At 68.5% G+C, this 16,112-nt stretch carries 18 protein-coding genes, 1 tRNA gene and 1 pseudogene; 9 read left to right on the top strand and 11 right to left on the bottom strand.

Translation table 11 applies throughout. The annotated features are described in order from the left end of the window. Positions 1 to 87 precede the first annotated feature (87 nt). Positions 88 to 1,224 carry a serine hydrolase domain-containing protein gene (locus ABZS51_RS02330; protein ID WP_355435095.1) on the bottom strand — a complete coding sequence of 379 codons (1,137 nt, stop codon included), beginning with the start codon at positions 1,222 to 1,224 and terminating at the stop codon, positions 88 to 90. 198 nt (positions 1,225 to 1,422) lie between these two features. On the opposite strand from ABZS51_RS02330, the gene ABZS51_RS02335 reads away from it, so the two are divergent. Then, the gene (locus tag ABZS51_RS02335) at positions 1,423 to 2,082 is read left to right on the top strand and encodes a helix-turn-helix domain-containing protein (RefSeq protein ID WP_355435098.1); all 660 of its coding nucleotides are present in this window, start codon (positions 1,423 to 1,425) and stop codon (positions 2,080 to 2,082) included. A gap of 56 nt (positions 2,083 to 2,138) precedes the next feature. Here the strand turns inward: ABZS51_RS02335 and ABZS51_RS02340 are convergent, their stop codons facing one another. Next, a complete protein-coding gene (locus ABZS51_RS02340) occupies positions 2,139 to 2,495 on the bottom strand; it encodes a shikimate kinase (RefSeq protein ID WP_355435101.1) in 357 nt (118 codons plus the stop codon). 190 nt (positions 2,496 to 2,685) lie between these two features. Continuing rightward, positions 2,686 to 2,880, bottom strand: coding sequence for a hypothetical protein (locus ABZS51_RS02345; protein ID WP_310706959.1), 195 nt, complete (start codon positions 2,878 to 2,880; stop codon positions 2,686 to 2,688). A 274-nt stretch (positions 2,881 to 3,154) separates the two neighbouring features. On the opposite strand from ABZS51_RS02345, the gene ABZS51_RS02350 reads away from it, so the two are divergent. Further along, positions 3,155 to 4,369, top strand: a complete 1,215-nt coding sequence (locus ABZS51_RS02350) for a cytochrome P450 (protein ID WP_355435104.1) — start codon at positions 3,155 to 3,157, stop codon at positions 4,367 to 4,369. 18 nt (positions 4,370 to 4,387) lie between these two features. On the opposite strand, the gene ABZS51_RS02355 is transcribed toward ABZS51_RS02350, so the two are convergent. Next, the gene (locus ABZS51_RS02355; protein ID WP_310706957.1) at positions 4,388 to 4,813 is read right to left on the bottom strand and encodes a DNA-binding protein; all 426 of its coding nucleotides are present in this window, start codon (positions 4,811 to 4,813) and stop codon (positions 4,388 to 4,390) included. A 165-nt stretch (positions 4,814 to 4,978) separates the two neighbouring features. Between ABZS51_RS02355 and ABZS51_RS02360 the strand changes: the two genes are divergently transcribed. Continuing rightward, the gene (locus ABZS51_RS02360; RefSeq protein ID WP_355435108.1) at positions 4,979 to 6,490 is read left to right on the top strand and encodes a serine/threonine-protein kinase; all 1,512 of its coding nucleotides are present in this window, start codon (positions 4,979 to 4,981) and stop codon (positions 6,488 to 6,490) included. Next, on the top strand, positions 6,490 to 7,989 hold the full coding sequence (locus ABZS51_RS02365; RefSeq protein WP_355435112.1) for a protein kinase: 1,500 nt from the start codon (positions 6,490 to 6,492) through the stop codon (positions 7,987 to 7,989). Before ABZS51_RS02360 ends, ABZS51_RS02365 begins: the two co-directional genes overlap by 1 nt. An 18-nt stretch (positions 7,990 to 8,007) precedes the next feature. Here ABZS51_RS02365 and ABZS51_RS02370 read toward each other — a convergent pair whose 3' ends face one another. From ABZS51_RS02370 to ABZS51_RS02385, 4 genes are all read right to left on the bottom strand, one after another. Then, on the bottom strand, positions 8,008 to 8,718 hold the full coding sequence (locus ABZS51_RS02370; RefSeq protein ID WP_355435115.1) for a hypothetical protein: 711 nt from the start codon (positions 8,716 to 8,718) through the stop codon (positions 8,008 to 8,010). 276 nt (positions 8,719 to 8,994) lie between these two features. Next, complete coding sequence (locus tag ABZS51_RS02375) at positions 8,995 to 9,711, bottom strand: TetR/AcrR family transcriptional regulator (RefSeq protein WP_355435118.1); 717 nt, start codon at positions 9,709 to 9,711, stop codon at positions 8,995 to 8,997. A 118-nt stretch (positions 9,712 to 9,829) separates the two neighbouring features. Next, complete coding sequence (locus ABZS51_RS02380) at positions 9,830 to 10,288, bottom strand: GNAT family N-acetyltransferase (protein ID WP_355435121.1); 459 nt, start codon at positions 10,286 to 10,288, stop codon at positions 9,830 to 9,832. A gap of 44 nt (positions 10,289 to 10,332) precedes the next feature. Beyond that, positions 10,333 to 11,130 carry a class I SAM-dependent methyltransferase gene (locus tag ABZS51_RS02385; protein WP_355435124.1) on the bottom strand — a complete coding sequence of 266 codons (798 nt, stop codon included), beginning with the start codon at positions 11,128 to 11,130 and terminating at the stop codon, positions 10,333 to 10,335. Here ABZS51_RS02385 and ABZS51_RS02390 point away from each other — a divergent pair. Continuing rightward, positions 11,101 to 11,619 (top strand): DUF4440 domain-containing protein, encoded by a 519-nt coding sequence (locus tag ABZS51_RS02390; protein WP_355435126.1) that lies wholly within the window; start codon positions 11,101 to 11,103, stop codon positions 11,617 to 11,619. The two genes, ABZS51_RS02385 and ABZS51_RS02390, sit on opposite strands and share 30 nt — an antisense overlap. Positions 11,620 to 11,696: 77 nt before the next feature. Further along, complete coding sequence (locus ABZS51_RS02395; protein ID WP_355435129.1) at positions 11,697 to 12,350, top strand: hypothetical protein; 654 nt, start codon at positions 11,697 to 11,699, stop codon at positions 12,348 to 12,350. A 156-nt stretch (positions 12,351 to 12,506) separates the two neighbouring features. On the opposite strand, the gene ABZS51_RS02400 is transcribed toward ABZS51_RS02395, so the two are convergent. After that, positions 12,507 to 12,845, bottom strand: a complete 339-nt coding sequence (locus ABZS51_RS02400; protein WP_355435132.1) for a hypothetical protein — start codon at positions 12,843 to 12,845, stop codon at positions 12,507 to 12,509. 489 nt (positions 12,846 to 13,334) lie between these two features. On the opposite strand from ABZS51_RS02400, the gene ABZS51_RS02405 reads away from it, so the two are divergent. Then, entirely contained in the window at positions 13,335 to 13,868 is a 534-nt protein-coding gene (locus ABZS51_RS02405) for a hypothetical protein (protein ID WP_355435398.1), read from the top strand. Positions 13,869 to 14,108: 240 nt separating this feature from the next. Here ABZS51_RS02405 and ABZS51_RS02410 read toward each other — a convergent pair. Beyond that, positions 14,109 to 14,402: pseudogene (locus ABZS51_RS02410) on the bottom strand (DUF6247 family protein); the annotation flags it as partial. Between the two features lie 90 nt (positions 14,403 to 14,492). Next, positions 14,493 to 14,566 (bottom strand) — tRNA-Gly (locus tag ABZS51_RS02415). A gap of 140 nt (positions 14,567 to 14,706) precedes the next feature. On the opposite strand from ABZS51_RS02415, the gene dcd reads away from it, so the two are divergent. Both dcd and ABZS51_RS02425 read left to right on the top strand, forming a co-directional pair. Then, positions 14,707 to 15,282 (top strand): dCTP deaminase, encoded by a 576-nt coding sequence (gene dcd, locus ABZS51_RS02420; protein WP_310706940.1) that lies wholly within the window; start codon positions 14,707 to 14,709, stop codon positions 15,280 to 15,282. A 208-nt stretch (positions 15,283 to 15,490) separates the two neighbouring features. Beyond that, positions 15,491 to 16,108, top strand: coding sequence for a DUF47 family protein (locus tag ABZS51_RS02425; RefSeq protein WP_310706939.1), 618 nt, complete (start codon positions 15,491 to 15,493; stop codon positions 16,106 to 16,108). Positions 16,109 to 16,112 lie beyond the last annotated feature (4 nt).

Genomic DNA, 16,112 nt, shown 5'->3' on the forward strand with positions numbered 1-16,112 from the left:
ATCCTTTGGTGCTCAAAGCACTCTGTCAATGCGGGCGCCGGTCGATCCGGGGGTCGTCGGGGGGTCCCGGTTGCCGGCGCTCCAGGCTCAGTTCGCGCCCGGCCCGCCGCAGAAGACCACCTTCAGAAGCTCCTCCAGGGCCTTCGGGAACGCCTGCATCACGTCGATTGCGGCGTCCCCGCTGGTCAGCAAGGCGGTCAGGGTCTTGCTGCCGTCGGGCGTGCTGTACATCAGCGCCCCGTAACCCAGGGTGCTGCCGTTGTGGTGGAAGACGGTGCCGCCGCAGTCAGGGCCCAGGTCCTGCACGAACAGCACCAGGCCGTAGCCGAGCTTCCCGTGCGGCTTGCGCATCTCGGCCAGCAGCGGGGCCGGCAGGAGGCTGCCGCCCATCAGCGCGGAGATGAACGTCCGGAGATCCTGGGTGGTCGAGATCATGTCACCGGTGCCGGACAGCAGGGACGGGTTCTGGCGGGTGACGTCGACCACCTTCCACTGGCCGGCCTCCTCGTACCGGTAGTAGCCGTGGGCGTGCGGCCCGGGGATGTCCGTCCGGGAGCCCGGCATCACGGTGTCCGACAGTCCGAGCGGCCCCAGGATCCGCCGCTGCATCTCCTCGGCGTAGGAGCGGCCGGTGACCTTCTCGATCAGCAGCAGGGCCAGCGTGTAGTTGGTGTTGGAGTAGCTCTGGTCCGTCCCCGGCTCGAACCGCGCCGGCTTCGACAACGCGAACCGCACCAGCTCCTCCGGCTGGTACGTCTTGAGCCGGAGGTCCACCCACTCCTGGCCCACCGAGGGGATGCCCGGCACGTATGTCCCGTCGGGGTCGAGCTCGCCCGTGTGGTTGAACACCCCGCTGGTGTGCTGCAGCAGCATCCGCACGGTGATCCGCCGGTCCAGGCCGAACTGGGGCAGATAGTCGTCCACCGGGCTGTCCAGCCCGATCTCCCCGGCGGCCACGAGCAGCAGCACCAGGGTCGCGGTGAAGGTCTTGGTGGTGCTGCCTATCCGGGAGCGCCCGTTCGCCGGCGGCTTCGCATCCTCGCCCAGCTTGCGCACCCCGGCGCTGCCGGCCCACTCGCCCCGCTCATCGTGCACGCGCAGCTGCATCCCGGCGAAACCGGCGTCGACGAACTCCTGGACAGCCTGCCGCAGGTCCGGGCGATCCTGCCCGGCTGTGGCCTTCGGCGCCGGCCTGTCCTCGACGGTGTGGAGGGATTCACCCATGACCAGTCCTCGCTTTGCGATAGTACGTGTTCTGTGCACCTCGAAAGCTACGTTGCATTCAGAATTTCGTCAATACAAGCAGAAGCGTTTTCGCAGGTTGTTAAGGACAAATTGGTGCAATGACGCTGCGCCCGAAAGCAACGCCATGTTGCAATGGATGGCGGCGAAGGCAATACTGGCGGCATGCCAGGAGGACGATTGACCCAGCAGGACCGCCGGCACATCGCGGCCGGACTCGCCGACGGACTCTCCTACGGCGAGATCGCCAGGCGGCTCGACCGGCCGACCTCGACGATCACCCGGGAGGTCGCACGCAACGGCGGCCCCGCCGGCTACCGGCCCCAGCAGGCGCACCAGGCGACGGTCCAGCGGGCACGGCGCGGCACGCCTGCGCTGCCGCACGCGGCCACCCCGCCGGGCAGCACGATGGAGCAGGAGATCCTCGAGATGGCGGTCAAAGCGGGGATGCCGGCGACAGCCGCGCGCGTGCACCACGACCTGATGCTGTCCGAAGACGGCAGACGCACCGCCGCGGAGCTGACCCGCAGGCTGAGCGTCAGTCCGGCCTCCGTCTCCGTGGCCGTGAACTACCTGGTCCAGCAGGGGTATGCCCGGCGCGAGCGCGATCCGCGGCGCCGTCGCGACATCTACGTGATCGACAACGACGCCTGGTACCACTCCATCGTGATCAGCAGGCACCAGACCCTCGAAACGGTGCGTGCCACGATGGCGGTGGCCGAGACCTACGGGCTCGACAGCCCCGTGGGGCAACGGCTGGCCAAGACGGCGGAGTTCCTGGAACGCGTCAGCCTGGACATGATCGAGTCGGCCGACCGCTGGCGCACCCTGCTGGCGTGACGGGATTCAGCCCGGTGACCTGAGGAGCCCACCTGGCGCGCCGCCCGACGCGTCCTTCAGGCCACGCGCGGGACGGCGGCGAGCGCCTGCCGGACGTCGGCGAACAGCCCTGAGTCCGTGTAGTGGCTGTGCCCCGCGCCGAGCGCGACGATCGCGTGCGGGTGTGTCTCCACGGCGCGTCGCACGGCATGGGCGCGGGCGGGCTCCCATTCGCGCTCGGCCGCCACCCGGCCGACGACCCGGGCACGCTCACGCAGCCGATCCATGGTCCAGCCGACCTCGGCATAGTACGGCCCGCCGATCTCGTCGACGTCGACGAACCGGCGTCCGGTGACTTCGGCGAGCAACCGGCCCAGCGTGCTCTTGCCTGCCGCGGCCGGCCCGATGAGGACCATCCACGGCGTACTCGTCACCGCGGGCTCTGCGGCACGGACGGGCGAGAGCGCACGAGTAACGGCTGCCGAGCATCGGCACAGCCGTGCTCGTCAGACGGGGCGAGCGGAGAAAGGCCCCGCACCGTCCCACGCCGGACTGGCCGATCCGCCAGATCGACCGCCGACGTGGACGCTCTCGCGTTGACGTGCCTGCCCGCAGTGCGCGGGTTCAGAGCTTGTACAGCTTGTTGAACGGGGCCGTTATCCGCTCCTGACGGGAGCCGAAATCGACGAACACGGCGACTTCGTCTTCCACGCTGATGACGACGCCAAGACCGTAGCGATCATGCGTCACCTGGTCGTTGACGCTGAACCGCTCGGCAGGCGGAGCCGGGGGCGGGGGTTTGAAGGGACTTGTGGGCATGTGGCGACGGGACGCGCCGCTAGCTGGCTTCATCCCCTCCAGTATGTGCCGCCTGCGAGGACACTCGCCACCGAAGATGGACAAGCTCTGCCAAAAGATCAAGCTCGGAGCGAGAAACCGGCCCTCGACCTGGGCCTCCGCGAGCGGGTAGGTGACGGGAATCGCATTCCGGCCATCGGACGCGCGATGCCGGGCGTCCGTTGACGCGGGGCACAGCATTTCGTATGTTCCGCGTGAGCCGTCCCCCCGGGCGCCCGGATCGGAAGGGGTTGTGATGACCACCGAACGGAATCCGGACGGGACCTGGCCCGACATCGTCCCCGGACCACTCGCCACGCCGCCGCCGGAGTTCGCCCACAGGCGCGAATCCGGGCCGCTGGAGCCGGCGGCCATGCCCAGCGGCGACCGGGTCCCGCTGGCGGTCCGGTACGAGGACGTCCGCGCCCTGCTGGCCTCGCCCGCCTCCAGCCGCAACCTGCGGCTGCCGGGGTTGCCGCGGTTCGTGAGCGGCATCGGCATCGACGACGACCCCGACGCCCTGGTGAACCAGGACCCGCCGGAGCACACCCGCTACCGCCGGATCATGCACGGCACGTTCACCCCGCGCCAGATCGAGCCGTGGCGCCCTCGTATCGCGCGAATCGCCCAGGACCTCCTCGACGGCCTGGACGACGACTTCGACCTGGTCCAGGGGTACGCGCTGCAGTTACCCGGCCACGTCATCTGCGAGATGCTGGGCGTGCCGATGGACCACTATGAGCAGTTCGTCCGGTGGACGGACATGTTCCTGACCACGTCCACGGCCACCGAGCAGGTCCGTTACGAGGGCTACACCGATTTCATGGCCTACGCCGCGGAGCTGGTCGCCCAGCATCGCGCCGAGCCCGGCGAAGACCTCATCGACCTGCTCATCCAGGCCAGGGACGAGGACGACCGGCTGTCGGAGGGCGAGCTGGTCAACACCGTCTTCTCCCTCATCACGGCCGGCCACGAGACGACCGCCTCGATGATCGCCCGCGGTGTCTTCCGCCTGCTCCTGCACCCGGGCCAGTGGGCCGAGCTGGTGGCGGACCCCACCCTGACGGCTGTCGCGGTCGAGGAGATCCTGCGCTTCGACGGGCCGCCCGCCAGCGCCTTCATGCGCCGCGTCACGAAGGACATCGACCTCCCCAGCGGCTCGCTGAGCGCCGGAACGGTCGTCATGCCGAACCTGAACGCGGCCAACCACGACCCGCGGGCGTTCGCCGAGCCCGGCCGGTTCGACATCCACCGCTTCACCGGCCATCCCCCCAACCCGCACGTGGCATTCGGTTACGGCCCGCACCGCTGCCTGGCCGCCAGCCTCGCCAGGGTCGAACTCACCGAGGCGATCAAAGCGCTGGTCACCCAACGCCCCGGCCTCCGCCTGACCGGTACGCCCGAGTCGGTGACCTGGACCGACGGCCTGGTGTACCGGCCGGTCGCCATGCACGTCACCACGGGTGGCTGACGCGCGTACCCGTACGACCTACTGCGCCGGGCTCTCCTCCACGCGGCCGGCCAGCCGCTCGTACCGCTGCCGGGCGGCCTGCGGGGTGCCGAGCCCCAACCCGAACGCGATCTCCTGCCAGGTGAGGCCACGGCCCCGTGCCATGAGCAGCAGCGAGGTCTCCAGCTGGTCCATCTCGGCCCGGACGAGCGGCACGAGGGTGAGGGCGGCGGTGATGTCGGCCTGGTCGACCTCCGGCTCGCCGTCGTCGTGCTGTGCGGTTCCCGCGGCGAGGAACGACACCAGCCTGACGGCCTCATGCGCGCCGACGACCTGCGGATGGATCTGACGATCGCGTTGGTCTCGCGTCGCGGCGTGCCGCTCGGCGATGCGGGCGAGGGCGGCGTACACGCGGTGCGCACGCACCTGGTCGGGGTCCGGCGGAACGAAGGGATCTTCTGACATGCGACCAGAGTGCGCCATGGAACTGATCGTTGTCAACATAATGTTCAATGACGAGGGCCGGGGGCGTCTTGATGTCGGAGGGGCTGGTTTTGCGCGACTGACTCACTGGGTCTGACATTTCCCGCTATGGTGCCGAAGATCCCATACGCGCGTCGCAGGAGTGCCATGTCGCACGTCGAGCCTCTCCGGGAAGGCGACCCCGCCGCCGTGGGGCCCTACCGGCTGCTCGGCCGGCTGGGCGAGGGCGGCCAGGGGGTCGTCTACCTGAGCCGGGGGCCCGACGGCAGGCCGGTCGCGGTCAAAGTGCTGCGCGAGGGACTCGCCGACGAGCGCTTCGCCAAGGAGATCGACGCGGCGCGGCGGGTGGAGCCGTTCTGCATCGCCCAGGTGCTCGACGCCTCGCTGAGCGGCGGCCGGCCGTACATCGTGACCGAGTACGTGGAGGGCCCCTCGCTCCAGCAGGCGGGCCGCCACGCCGGCGCCGACCTGCAGCGGCTCGCCGTGGCGACCGCCACCGCGCTGGCGGCCGTTCATCAGGCGGGCATCGTCCACCGCGACTTCAAGCCCGCCAACGTACTGCTCGGGCAGGGCGGGCCCCGAGTGATCGACTTCGGGATCGCCCGGTCGGTCGAATCGGGGCTCATGGCCACCAGCGGCATCGTGGGGACACCCGCGTACATGGCGCCGGAGCAGCTGGCCGGTGAGCGGATCGGTCCCGCGGTGGACGTCTTCGCGTGGGCGTCGGTGATCGTGTTCGCCGCCACCGGGACACCCCCGTTCGGCGAGGACTCCCTGCCCGCGGTGATCAATCGGATCCTGCACAACGAGCCGCAGCTCGGCGACCTGCCGCAACCGTTGCGCGCGGTCGTCCTGGAGTGCCTGGCCAAGGATCCGGCGCGCCGGCCGGCCATGCGGGACGTGCTGCTGCGGCTCCTGGGCGGACCGGCCCCCGGCCATCCGGCCGGTGCCGAGGGCCGCGGCCCGTCCACGGCTCCCGGGCGGCGACGGCGGGGGAGCAGGACGGCGCTGGTCGCGGGCGTCTCCGGGGTGGGGGCGCTGGCGGTCGCGGGCGCCCTCGTCTGGGGGGCCACGAGCGTCTGGGATCTCCGGGAACCGCGAACGAGTACGCGGCAACTGGCGTTCCACTCCGCCGGGACACCGGCCTCGACGAAAACGCGCCAGCGCTCGAAGAGGACCACGAGCCCGTCCACACCGAAACCGGCGACCACCCCGAAACCGGCGACCACGAAGAAGCCGACCACGACGAGGCCGACCGCGACGCCGACCGTGAGGCCGACCGTGAGGCCGACGCGGTCCGCCCCCCAGCCGACGGCCTCACCGCGGAGGGCCTCGTCGGGCACCGGAGCCTTCCGGGTCGTGTGGGTGCGAGCCCTGGGCGCCAGGAAGGCCAACACCCAGGACTGCCAGGTGGGCTCCATCCTGACCTCCGCCCTGGTCGAGGGCACCAAGCTGTCCACCACGTTCCATTACGAATGGGTCCTGGACGGAAAGGTGATGCGGCGCTCTGAGGCCGCCATCGCCGAGACCCACACCCAGGAGCTCTCCGGCCCGCTCGTGACCTCGGCCGGCCCCCACCGGATCACCCTCCGCGTCACCTCGCCGGGGACGGCGTCGAGGGAGCACCGGTTCACCGCCTGCCCGCCCGGGACCGAGTGATGAACCCGCTCCTGCCCGAAGACCCTTCTGCCGTGGGCCCCTACCGGCTGCTCGGGCGTCTGGGCGCGGGCGGGCAGGGGGTCGTCTACCTGGGCCAGGGCCCCGACGGGCGGCCGGTCGCCGTCAAGGTGCTGCAGGACGGCCTGGCCGGTGACCACCGCTTCGCCAAGGAGATCGACGCGGCGCGGCGGGTGGAGCCGTTCTGCATCGCCCAGGTGCTCGACGCCTCGCTGGGCGGCCGGCCGTACATCGTGACCGAGTACGTGGAGGGGCCCTCGCTCCAGCAGGCGGGCCGGCACGTCGGCGCCGACCTGCAGCGGCTCGCCGTGGCGACCGCCACCGCGCTGGCGGCGATCCACCGGGCAGGGGTGGTGCATCGCGACTTCAAACCCGCCAACGTGCTGCTCGGCAGGGACGGCCCGCGGGTCATCGACTTCGGCATCGCCCGCGCGTCCGGCCATTCGCTGACGGTGACGAGCAGCATCGTCGGCACGCCCGCCTACATGGCGCCCGAACAGCTCGCGGGCGCGCCGCTCGGTCCCGCGGTGGACGTCTTCGCGTGGGCGTCGGTGATCGTGTTCGCCGCGACGGGAAGTCCGCCGTTCGGCAACGACTCGCTGCCCGCGGTGATCCGCCGCATCCTCCACGGCGAGCCGTACCTGGGCGACCTGCCGGACCCGTTGCGCCCGATCGTGCTGTCCTGCCTGGCCAAGGACCCCGCCGCCCGGCCCGCCATGCAGGACGTCCTCCTTCGGCTCATCGGCGCGCAGCCCGCCGCCGGCACGGCAGTGGCCCCGACGGGCCGCCGGGGCGGTACGGCGGGTCCTCCTGCGAGCCGCTCACGCGGGAAGGCGCTGCTGGCGGCCACCGGGGCACTGGTGGTGTCCGCCGCCCTGGTGGGCGGGGCGATCATGTGGACGCCTGCGCCCGCGAAGACGGACGCGTCCTCCCCACCGGCCACGAAGCCGGGCCCCACCACGACGCACACCTCGGCAGCCACGAAGCCGGGCCCCACCACGACGCACACCTCGGCGGCCAAGAAGCCGGGCACCACCACGACACCCAGCGCGGCGGTCAGGAAGCCGCAGCCCACCAGGACCGGCGGCTCCAGCCCCACCGCCTCCCACAGACGGCCGACGCCCGAACTCACCACCTCCCCCTCCAGAACCGCGACCACGGCCGCCGCCGCGGGGGCCGTACGCCTGGTGTCACTGATGCTGGAGGGACTGAAGACCGAAAAGGGCTGCTGGTCGCCCAGCCTCTTCCCCACAGCCATGATCAAGGGGCCGTCGGGCAGGCAGGTGGAGTTCGGCTACCGCTGGGTCGTGGACGGCCAGGACGAGGGATGGAGGACGGACTGGGTGACCGGTACGGCCAAGAACCGGCGCAACCCCTTCGGCGCCTTCGAGCCGGGCCACCACACGATCGCCTTCCACCTGCTGACTCCCTCGAAGGCCACCAGGAGAGTGTCGTTCACGGTGTGCGACCCGTACTCGTAGACGCTCCTCTGCCGCCCCTCACCAGCTCACTACCTTCGAGCGGCCGGTCGGAGCCGGCAGCCGCTCACGCAGCATCCGGACTCCCAGCGGCACCAGGGCGACGCAGAGCAGGCCGGTGACGAGCACATCGGAGATCGAAGCGCCCTTGAGCACGCCCATCCACGTGCCTCCTGCCAGGAGCAGCATCACGGCACGGGCGGTGCCGAAGAGGCCAGTACGCCAAGCGGCGACGGCCAGCAGGAGCGAGCCCGCGTACTGGCCGACCGAGGCCCAGACCGGTACGCGCCACGGTCCGTAGGAGATGTCGACGTACTCCGTCATGATCGCATCCGTTGCCCGGTCCAGCCCGATGACCTCGGTGAGCTGGAAGGCGGTCTGGTCGGCGCCGGCGAAGTACAGGCGGGAGAAGAGCCCGGCCACGAGCAGGGTGGCGCCCCAGAACGCGAGGCCGCCACCCACGCGTTGAGCCACGGTGACGAAGGCGGGGAAGAGCAGCACCGCTCCCAGGGCGAAGACCGCGTAGGAGAGGGTGAGCAGGGCGGGTGCCGAGGTGTAGGCGAGGAGTTGGCCGTAGGCGGCGAACGGCTGCCTCTCGGCCCACGCGTGCTGCTGAGGGCTGAGCGCGATGACGGAGCTCAGGTGGCGCAGCAGGAATCCCGCGCACAGGACGACCGGCCCCAGGACGAGCGTCGCGCCCCCGATCCACCGTCCGGGAAAGTACGTGTTCATGCCGGCGAGCTTCTCGGCCGGGAGCCGCTCAGATCATCTGCCGACCGTCAGTCAGCACCCCTGTCGAAAGTCAGGTGAGCACGTGCCTACGTCGCCCGGTGCCCGCGCCTGCCCGCGCCTGCTCGCTTCCGCCGGACGGACCGCCCGTCTGTCGAGGGCGGCCGTCGCGGGCAGGCCGGCGAACGCGCCGCACCTGATCCCTGAAGTCCTCGCGATCACGAGAATGCTCTGCGACAGGCCCTCGGGCGGGCGCTCCGAGCCGTCGCAGGAGCCTGCTCACTGCTGGAGCGTCTGACCGCGGTCGATGAGGTCCAGTACGGCGTCCCTGGTCTCGCGGAACACGGCGACGGTCTGGTCGGCGGCCGCGGTGATGGCCGGCTCTCCGGGTGCGGTGGAGGGTTCGAGCAGTTGGGCCACGGTGTCGGCGAGGACCTCGTAAGGGTCGTCGACGCCGAGCGGGGCGGTGGCCGGGTCCGTCATGGCGGTGCCGAACCCGGTGAGCACGGCGTGCAGGGCGTAGGCCTGGCTGGACAGGGGGCGATCGTGGCGGACCAGACCGTGCCGGCGCAGGATCGGCATGACCGCGTTGCACAGGGCGCTGGGCCTGGTTCGGGCGAACAGCTCGCGGTCGCCGGCATGCTGGGTGAGCAGCCGCAGCAGTTCGGCATCGCTGCGCAGGCGGTGCGCCAGCGGGAGTTGTGATCCTGTGCGGATCAGCAGCGGGGCGAGGCGGCGCGGCAGCACGTCGGCGGGGTCGGCGGTGATGCTGCCGATGACCTCATCCAGGAAGGTCAGCAGGTCGCGGGCGAACAGCCCGAGGATGAGATCTTCCTTGGTGGGCCAGTACAGGTAGACGGTGCCCTTGCCGACGCCGGCCGAACGGGTGATCTCGGTGACGGTGACCTTGCGCACGCCGTGGTCGAGCACCAGCCGGCGCGTGCTGTCCAGGATGCGGGCGGCTTTGCGCGAATGGTGTTCGACCAGCTGGCTCACCGAAGCTGTTCCTCTTCGTTCACGCTCGAGTCGGGTCACACGGCGGCGACGTCGAGCTCCTTGTTGCTCATGTCCGGCCATCCATTATCCGGCCCATGACCTGCGCGATGTGGCTCCCTCATCGCCGTGGGGAGGCCGGGGCCGGGGCGCGCACCATGAACACGTCCACCTCGTCCTCGGTCTCGACCGTGAACCCGTGCCGCTCGTACAGCCTGCGGGCCGGACTGCCCTGCAGCACGTTCAGCCGGACCACGGTGTCTTCGCGGTCGCACCGTTCCAGCAGCCTGCTCAGCACGGCGGCACCGATGCCCCTGCCCTGCAGATCGGGGTTCAGGTAGAAGTGCTCCAGCCAGTAGGCGTCCTTCGCCGGCCGCAGTGCCACGCAACCGGCGAAGGCGCCACCCACCTCGATCATCCAGGTGTGCACCGGCACGAACGCGTCCCGCAGGCGCTGTCGCACGCGGTGCTCGTCGTACCGCCCGAGCCGCACGAGATCCGGCCTCATCACCACGGCCCGCAACTCGGCCACCGCCTCCACATCCGCCGCCGAAGCCGGCCGAAGCTCCCAATCCGCCATGATGGGGATGGTATCGCCGCAAGATCCTGCCAACCCGGGGCCTCCTATCCTCTGTGTGGACAAGTACGTAGTCCGAGCGGACCTTGCCGTCGGGTACGGGGTAGCTCGGCTTCGATGAAGAAGCGGTGGTCACGCACGGTGAAAGCGCCCTCGGACCGAATGTGCTCATGGAGCCGTCGTAGCGGTTTCTCGTAGCGCTTGTGATCGAAGCCGGGAGCCTGCCACGGGACGGCGCGTAGGTGGAAGACCACGGCGCCGATGTCGTGAAAGGTGTGGTCGACCATCTCTTCGCGAGCGTCCACCACGAGCATCCCGCAATCGTGGAGTCGCTCGACCGCGATGCCCAAGGTCCAGCTCTCCGGATCGGCGGGGGGCGGTGCGCCCAGGGCGAGGTTCAGTTCCAGACCATTGCGGCTGCCTACTTGCTGGGTGAGCAGACGGCCACCTGGGGCAAGAACTCGCGCCACCTCGACTGCGTCAAGCGCACCGTGCCTGTTGAGCACGAGGTCGAAAGTGGCGTCGCGTGCAGGGATGCGATCTGCCGCACCACCCAGCAGGGCGACGTTCATCGGTCTGAGCCGCTCGGCGGCGATGGGTATGTTGGGCTGCCAGCCTTCCATGGCCACGGTGTGGCGGGGCAGCGGTGCCAGAGAAGCCAGTACCTCTCCTCCGCCGGTGTCCATGTCGAGCAGTCGCCGCGTGGTCGTAAGCAGCACCGAGGCTCGCTCGGTGTAGGCCCAGGATGGTTGCCCGCCAGTCGTTCTGCCGCGCAACCAGCCGAAGTCCCATCCACGAACAGATGCCTGAATGGCGTGTTCTACGAGATCGTCGTAACCGGGCACGCGGTCACGCTAATCAGGAAGGCGGCTGGTGGCCACCGGATTACTGGCTCGGCCGGCTTTCTTGGCCCCGCCGACCCCGGCCCTGCCCTCGCCGGAGGCATGTCCTGTAGGTTGATCGCCATGGTGGGCGAGGACGATTCGATTCAGGCTGCTGTCGCCGGGGAAATTCGACTTCTCGACCACGAGGTCCGCTCGTCGGCCATTCTCATGGGCGAGTTGATGGATCCGGAGTTCTTCGAGATCGGCGCCTCGGGGCGTCTGTGGGACCGTGATTCGATCATTGCGGCCCTTTCCCAGGACCCGGAGCGATCGATGGCTCCGATCCAGGTGAGCGAGATGGCTGGGACGCTGCTCGCCCCCGGTTTGGTTCACCTGACCTATGTGTCGAACTACAACGGTCGCCGTGCGCGCCGCAGTTCGTTGTGGCGGTACTCGACCGAGAAGGGGTGGCAGGTGTACTTCCACCAGGGGACGTTGAGCACGTACTGACGGGTCGGGAACCGGAGGTCGTTCCGGGAAGCCGGAGACGTCTCCCACTGGGTTTCGGGACTGACTCGCGCACCCGCATGATTGATACGTTGATCTACATGGGCGACGGGGCGAGATCACTGAACACGACGGATATGACGACGGCATTGGACATGGCGCTCGTTGCCTTCGGAGCTGCGGGCACCGAAACGGCGTATCGCGTGTGTGGCACCGGCGCAGCGCTCATGCAAGGCGTCCCACTCCCTGTCGGGGACATCGACATCTTGCTCGCCGGGCGGGAGGACGTGGACACGTTCGCCGCAGCACTCTCATCGTTTGCCTGCCTCAACGCCGCCTCATGGCTGCCTGAATCTTCGCAATACTTCGCCAGGTTCGAGGTGAATGGAGTCGCAGTCGAGCTCAGCACAGTCGAGCGGCAAGTCGATTCGGATGTCATGGAATGCGTGGGCAGCGGGCCATGGCAGCATTACGTCCTGATCGCCTGCGGATCTCACCATGTGCCGGTGGTCCGGCTGGAACTCCGGTTGGTCACGGAGCTCCTGCGAGACCGGGCTGATCGATATGGCCCTCTCCTCGACCACATGGGTACGCACGGGTTCGATCCTGATCTGTTGCACCGGGCCATGGATGCCCACCGCATTCCTGCTCACCACCGGCGGCTGGTTCAAGACCGCCTCGCATGGACCGCCCCCGCCACCCCTCGCCTACGCCCCGCCCCTCCTCCTGCCTGACGCTGCTACGTGCAAGAGGGCGCGATGGATCACGCCTGACAGGTGCCTGCGAACGCCGGAGGCAAGCCCAGGGCCGTGCTTCCCGGTGATCGTCACGAGTTACCCCGTCCGGTCGCTGGAGGAGGCCGTCCGATCACCCGCGATCTACTCAGATCACTATGGGGAGCGCCGGTCGTCCACCTCGACCGACAACATCCCCCACCGGGCGCGGAGCTTGACCAGCTCGCCGGCCAAATCCTCGCTCGACCTGACCAGGTGCTCGTGGGGGAGGAAGTGGACGACCGTCCCGGTCGTGCCGTCATCGCTGATCGGTGTCAGACCTGTGACGGGGATGCCGTGTTCGTAGCGCTGCGTCCAGGCTCCACCTCGGCGACGGTTGGTGTGGACGAGCCGGACGCTGAACGCCGCGACGACGGACATGCCCCGGCGCGGATGGCCATCGGGGAGCAACGGGGCGTCGGGGTTGTCGAAGAACCGCAGGTCTTTCGATGCCATGACGGGCTTCTTCACGGCTTGTCCGTGATCGTCGATGCGGGTGTCGGTGCCTCGTCCGTCATCCGCCACGGACACCGAGCCGTCGGGGTGGAGGGTGACGGTGCAATGCCCCCCGTGGTTGCTCTCGGCTTCGTCAGCCGCATAGGCAAGGACCTCGAAGATCAGATGCCGGACGCCACCTGGAGCGAACACGGCCGGGTTCTGCCGGATGTACGAGAGGTGCTTGACATCCACGCCGCTCGCCCAGTCGTGCGTCGTGTTACGCCAGGAGGCCCTCGGAGTGTTCACCGGGGAAGACTACGCCCGCCGGAGCTCGCACCTGTGCCGGCGACCGCGATACCACGGCGATCATGAAGGCGATGCTTGGTTCCCGCCTGTTCTGGCACGCGTCCGGCACGGAAGCTGCCGTGTGTCCATCGCTCGCGGGGCAGGCTTGCTGCGCTGCTCCGGCATCTGAAACCGTCGTGGACGGAATCTATGCTTCCCGCCATGAGCAGAGACGGATCTTCAGCCGTGCGTACGAAGCGGATGGAGGTGGAGGTGGAGGACTGTGGTCGGGTCTATCTCATGGATCGGGGGGATTATGAAGCCGCCGACGGGTCAAGCGACTCACAAGCTCACGCACCTGGGCTCATGAGGTCGGAGGGGAGAGGCCTCGCGAGCCTGAACATCGCCACGCAGTGGGGGGACATTCCGTTTACGGTGACCGCAGCCGACCGGGATCCAGGTGCTGACCTCGACGGTTATGAGGACATCGGGGAGATGAGTTTTGACGCCCCATCGGGCGAGGTCTTCCTGGTGGGATGGCTCATGGACTGGGACGACGAAAAGGCACACGACCTTTCCCCGCTGCTGTCCGGCTCCGGTACATACCGTTTGCGATATCACATCAGAGGAATCGATGAAGAACGCTGCTGGGTAGATGACCACTACCTTCAGATATGGCCGGCGCCACTGCACGGCCCGGCCGTGCTGAAAACCACAGACGAAGCCTTCCAGCATCTTCTGAAGCCTGAATCCTGACGCGAATCGGACCCACGTCGTCAGCTCGGGAATCGCAGGGGCCTTGCTCGTAGAGGCGTTGACCTGGGCCTGAGGCCGGTCGTGAGTGACCGTGAGTTCCCGTGACTCCCCGCTGATCGCTGTGAGAACGGGCACGCACCTACGGCCATTCGATGCGAACAAAGGTAGACCTCGCGCTGCCGGTCCAGAACCACATAGGTGGCGAGACCACGTTCTCCGAACGGGTGCGTAAGCCCGCCATGGCCTCCCCTGGGGAACGGGTTCGCCGGCCAGAGCCTGCTGGGCGCGGACGTGCATCTGACGGCGCCCCTCGGGATCCTTTGCGGTGTCACACGCGGAGATCCACCAGCGGTGCACGAAAGCGTTCAGTGCTCCAAGATCCAGGCTCACCCTGACCTCGTCGAGCACAGCCTTGAGCCCGGCGTCGAAAGCCTCGCGATCTTCCGGGACGACCAGCGCGGCGCGGATGCCTCGCAGGTTCTTCTCAGGCAGAGGCGCGCCGACGGAGATGAAGTCCTGCGGTTGGGCGGTCATGCCCGCTCCCCTCCTTGTCCTCAAGAGACTACAGAGGAAGGGCGATATCCCTCACGCATACACGAGAGCTGGGCCTGCCACAGTATGAAGTGGAGCGGGTGACGGGAATCGAACCCGCGCTGTCAGCTTGGGAAGCTGATGTTCTGCCATTGAACTACACCCGCATCGGCAGAAGCCGCGGTCCCACTGTAGCGGAAACCCAGCCCACTTCGACAAGCCCGCACGCGCCGGAAGCGAGCCCGTACACGGCAGGAGCAGGCCCGCACACGGTAGGAGCGAGCCCGTACACGGTAGGTTGCTCCACGTGCTGCTCTCTGACCGTGACATCCAGAACGAGATCGACTCGGGACGGTTGGCGCTCGAACCGTTCGATCGGGACATGATCCAGCCGTCGAGCATCGACGTGCGGCTCGATCGGTTCTTCCGGGTCTTCGAGAACCACAGGTACCCGCACATCGATCCCTCGACCGAGCAACCGGACCTGACGCGCATGGTGGAGCCGGACGGGGACGAGCCGTTCATCCTGCACCCGGGTGAGTTCGTGCTGGCTTCGACGTACGAGGTCATCACGCTCCCCAGCGATCTGGCGTCCAGGTTGGAGGGGAAGAGCTCGCTGGGGCGGCTGGGGCTGCTGACGCATTCGACGGCCGGGTTCATCGATCCGGGGTTCAGCGGGCATGTGACGCTGGAGCTGTCGAACGTGGCGACTCTGCCCATCAAGCTGTGGCCCGGGATGAAGATCGGGCAGCTCTGCGTGTTCCGGCTCAGCTCGCCGGCGGAGCATCCGTACGGGTCGGAGAAGTACGGGTCCCGGTACCAGGGACAGCGGGGGCCGACGCCGTCCAGGTCGTTCAAGGACTTCCACCGGACGCGGATCTGACCAGGCTGGCGGTCCGGGAGGAAACTCACGAAGATGGTGACCGTACGGCAAACAAGTCCTCAGCGAGATGGCCCCCGGACCGACAGATTCCCCGGTGTCGCAGAGCATACGGAGGGTAGCGACTAGGAGAAGGGGACATGAAGTTCGCATTTCGCCTGGTAAGCCGTACTCTCTTCCACGGACCATCCCCGCACATCTGGAGAACGACGTGCGCCTGCGTCTCACGCCACGTGAGGACAGCTACTACGACCTGTTCGCCGACTCGGCGAACAACCTGGTCACGGCCTCCCGTCTGCTGGTTGAGATCATCAGTGACGGGTCGGACAGGGAAGCCCTGGCCGAGAAGATGCGCGCCTGCGAGCATGCCGGCGACGACCGCACGCATGCGATCATGAACCGGCTCAATGAGAGCTTCATCACGCCGTTCGACCGCGAGGACATCTACCGCCTCGCCTCGAACCTCGACGACGTGATGGACGCCATGGAAGCGGCCTCCGACCTCATCGTCCTCTACCAGATCGACCACCTCCCCAAGGACGTCGTGCGTCAGGTCGAGGTGCTGGAGCGGGCGGCCGAGCTGACCGCCGAGGCGATGCCGCGCCTTCGCTCGATGAAGAACCTCAACGAGTACTGGATCGAGGTCAATCGCCTGGAGAACCAGGGTGACCAGGTCTACCGCCGGCTGCTGGCCAAGCTGTTCAGCGGCGAGTACGACGCGTTGACGGTCATGAAGATGAAGGAGGTCATCGACGCCCTTGAGGAGGCGGCCGACGCCTTCGAGCACGTGGCCAACACCGTCGAGTCGATCGCGGTCAAGGAAAGCTAGGCCC

The sequence above is a fragment of the Nonomuraea sp. NPDC005501 genome (genome assembly GCF_040605905.1).
GTDB lineage: Bacteria > Actinomycetota > Actinomycetes > Streptosporangiales > Streptosporangiaceae > Nonomuraea.

What these genes read in the sequence shown, in the direction of transcription:
- ABZS51_RS02330 (WP_355435095.1), bottom strand. Translation starts at nt 1,224, where the DNA reads ATGGGTGAATCCCTCCACACCGTCGAGGACAGGCCGGCGCCGAAGGCC.
- ABZS51_RS02345 (WP_310706959.1), bottom strand. Translation starts at nt 2,880, where the DNA reads ATGCCCACAAGTCCCTTCAAACCCCCGCCCCCGGCTCCGCCTGCCGAG.
- ABZS51_RS02350 (WP_355435104.1), top strand. Translation starts at nt 3,155, where the DNA reads ATGACCACCGAACGGAATCCGGACGGGACCTGGCCCGACATCGTCCCC.
- ABZS51_RS02355 (WP_310706957.1), bottom strand. Translation starts at nt 4,813, where the DNA reads ATGTCAGAAGATCCCTTCGTTCCGCCGGACCCCGACCAGGTGCGTGCG.
- ABZS51_RS02360 (WP_355435108.1), top strand. Translation starts at nt 4,979, where the DNA reads ATGTCGCACGTCGAGCCTCTCCGGGAAGGCGACCCCGCCGCCGTGGGG.
- ABZS51_RS02365 (WP_355435112.1), top strand. Translation starts at nt 6,490, where the DNA reads ATGAACCCGCTCCTGCCCGAAGACCCTTCTGCCGTGGGCCCCTACCGG.
- ABZS51_RS02370 (WP_355435115.1), bottom strand. Translation starts at nt 8,718, where the DNA reads ATGAACACGTACTTTCCCGGACGGTGGATCGGGGGCGCGACGCTCGTC.
- ABZS51_RS02380 (WP_355435121.1), bottom strand. Translation starts at nt 10,288, where the DNA reads ATGGCGGATTGGGAGCTTCGGCCGGCTTCGGCGGCGGATGTGGAGGCG.
- ABZS51_RS02395 (WP_355435129.1), top strand. Translation starts at nt 11,697, where the DNA reads ATGATTGATACGTTGATCTACATGGGCGACGGGGCGAGATCACTGAAC.
- ABZS51_RS02400 (WP_355435132.1), bottom strand. Translation starts at nt 12,845, where the DNA reads ATGGCATCGAAAGACCTGCGGTTCTTCGACAACCCCGACGCCCCGTTG.
- ABZS51_RS02405 (WP_355435398.1), top strand. Translation starts at nt 13,335, where the DNA reads ATGAGCAGAGACGGATCTTCAGCCGTGCGTACGAAGCGGATGGAGGTG.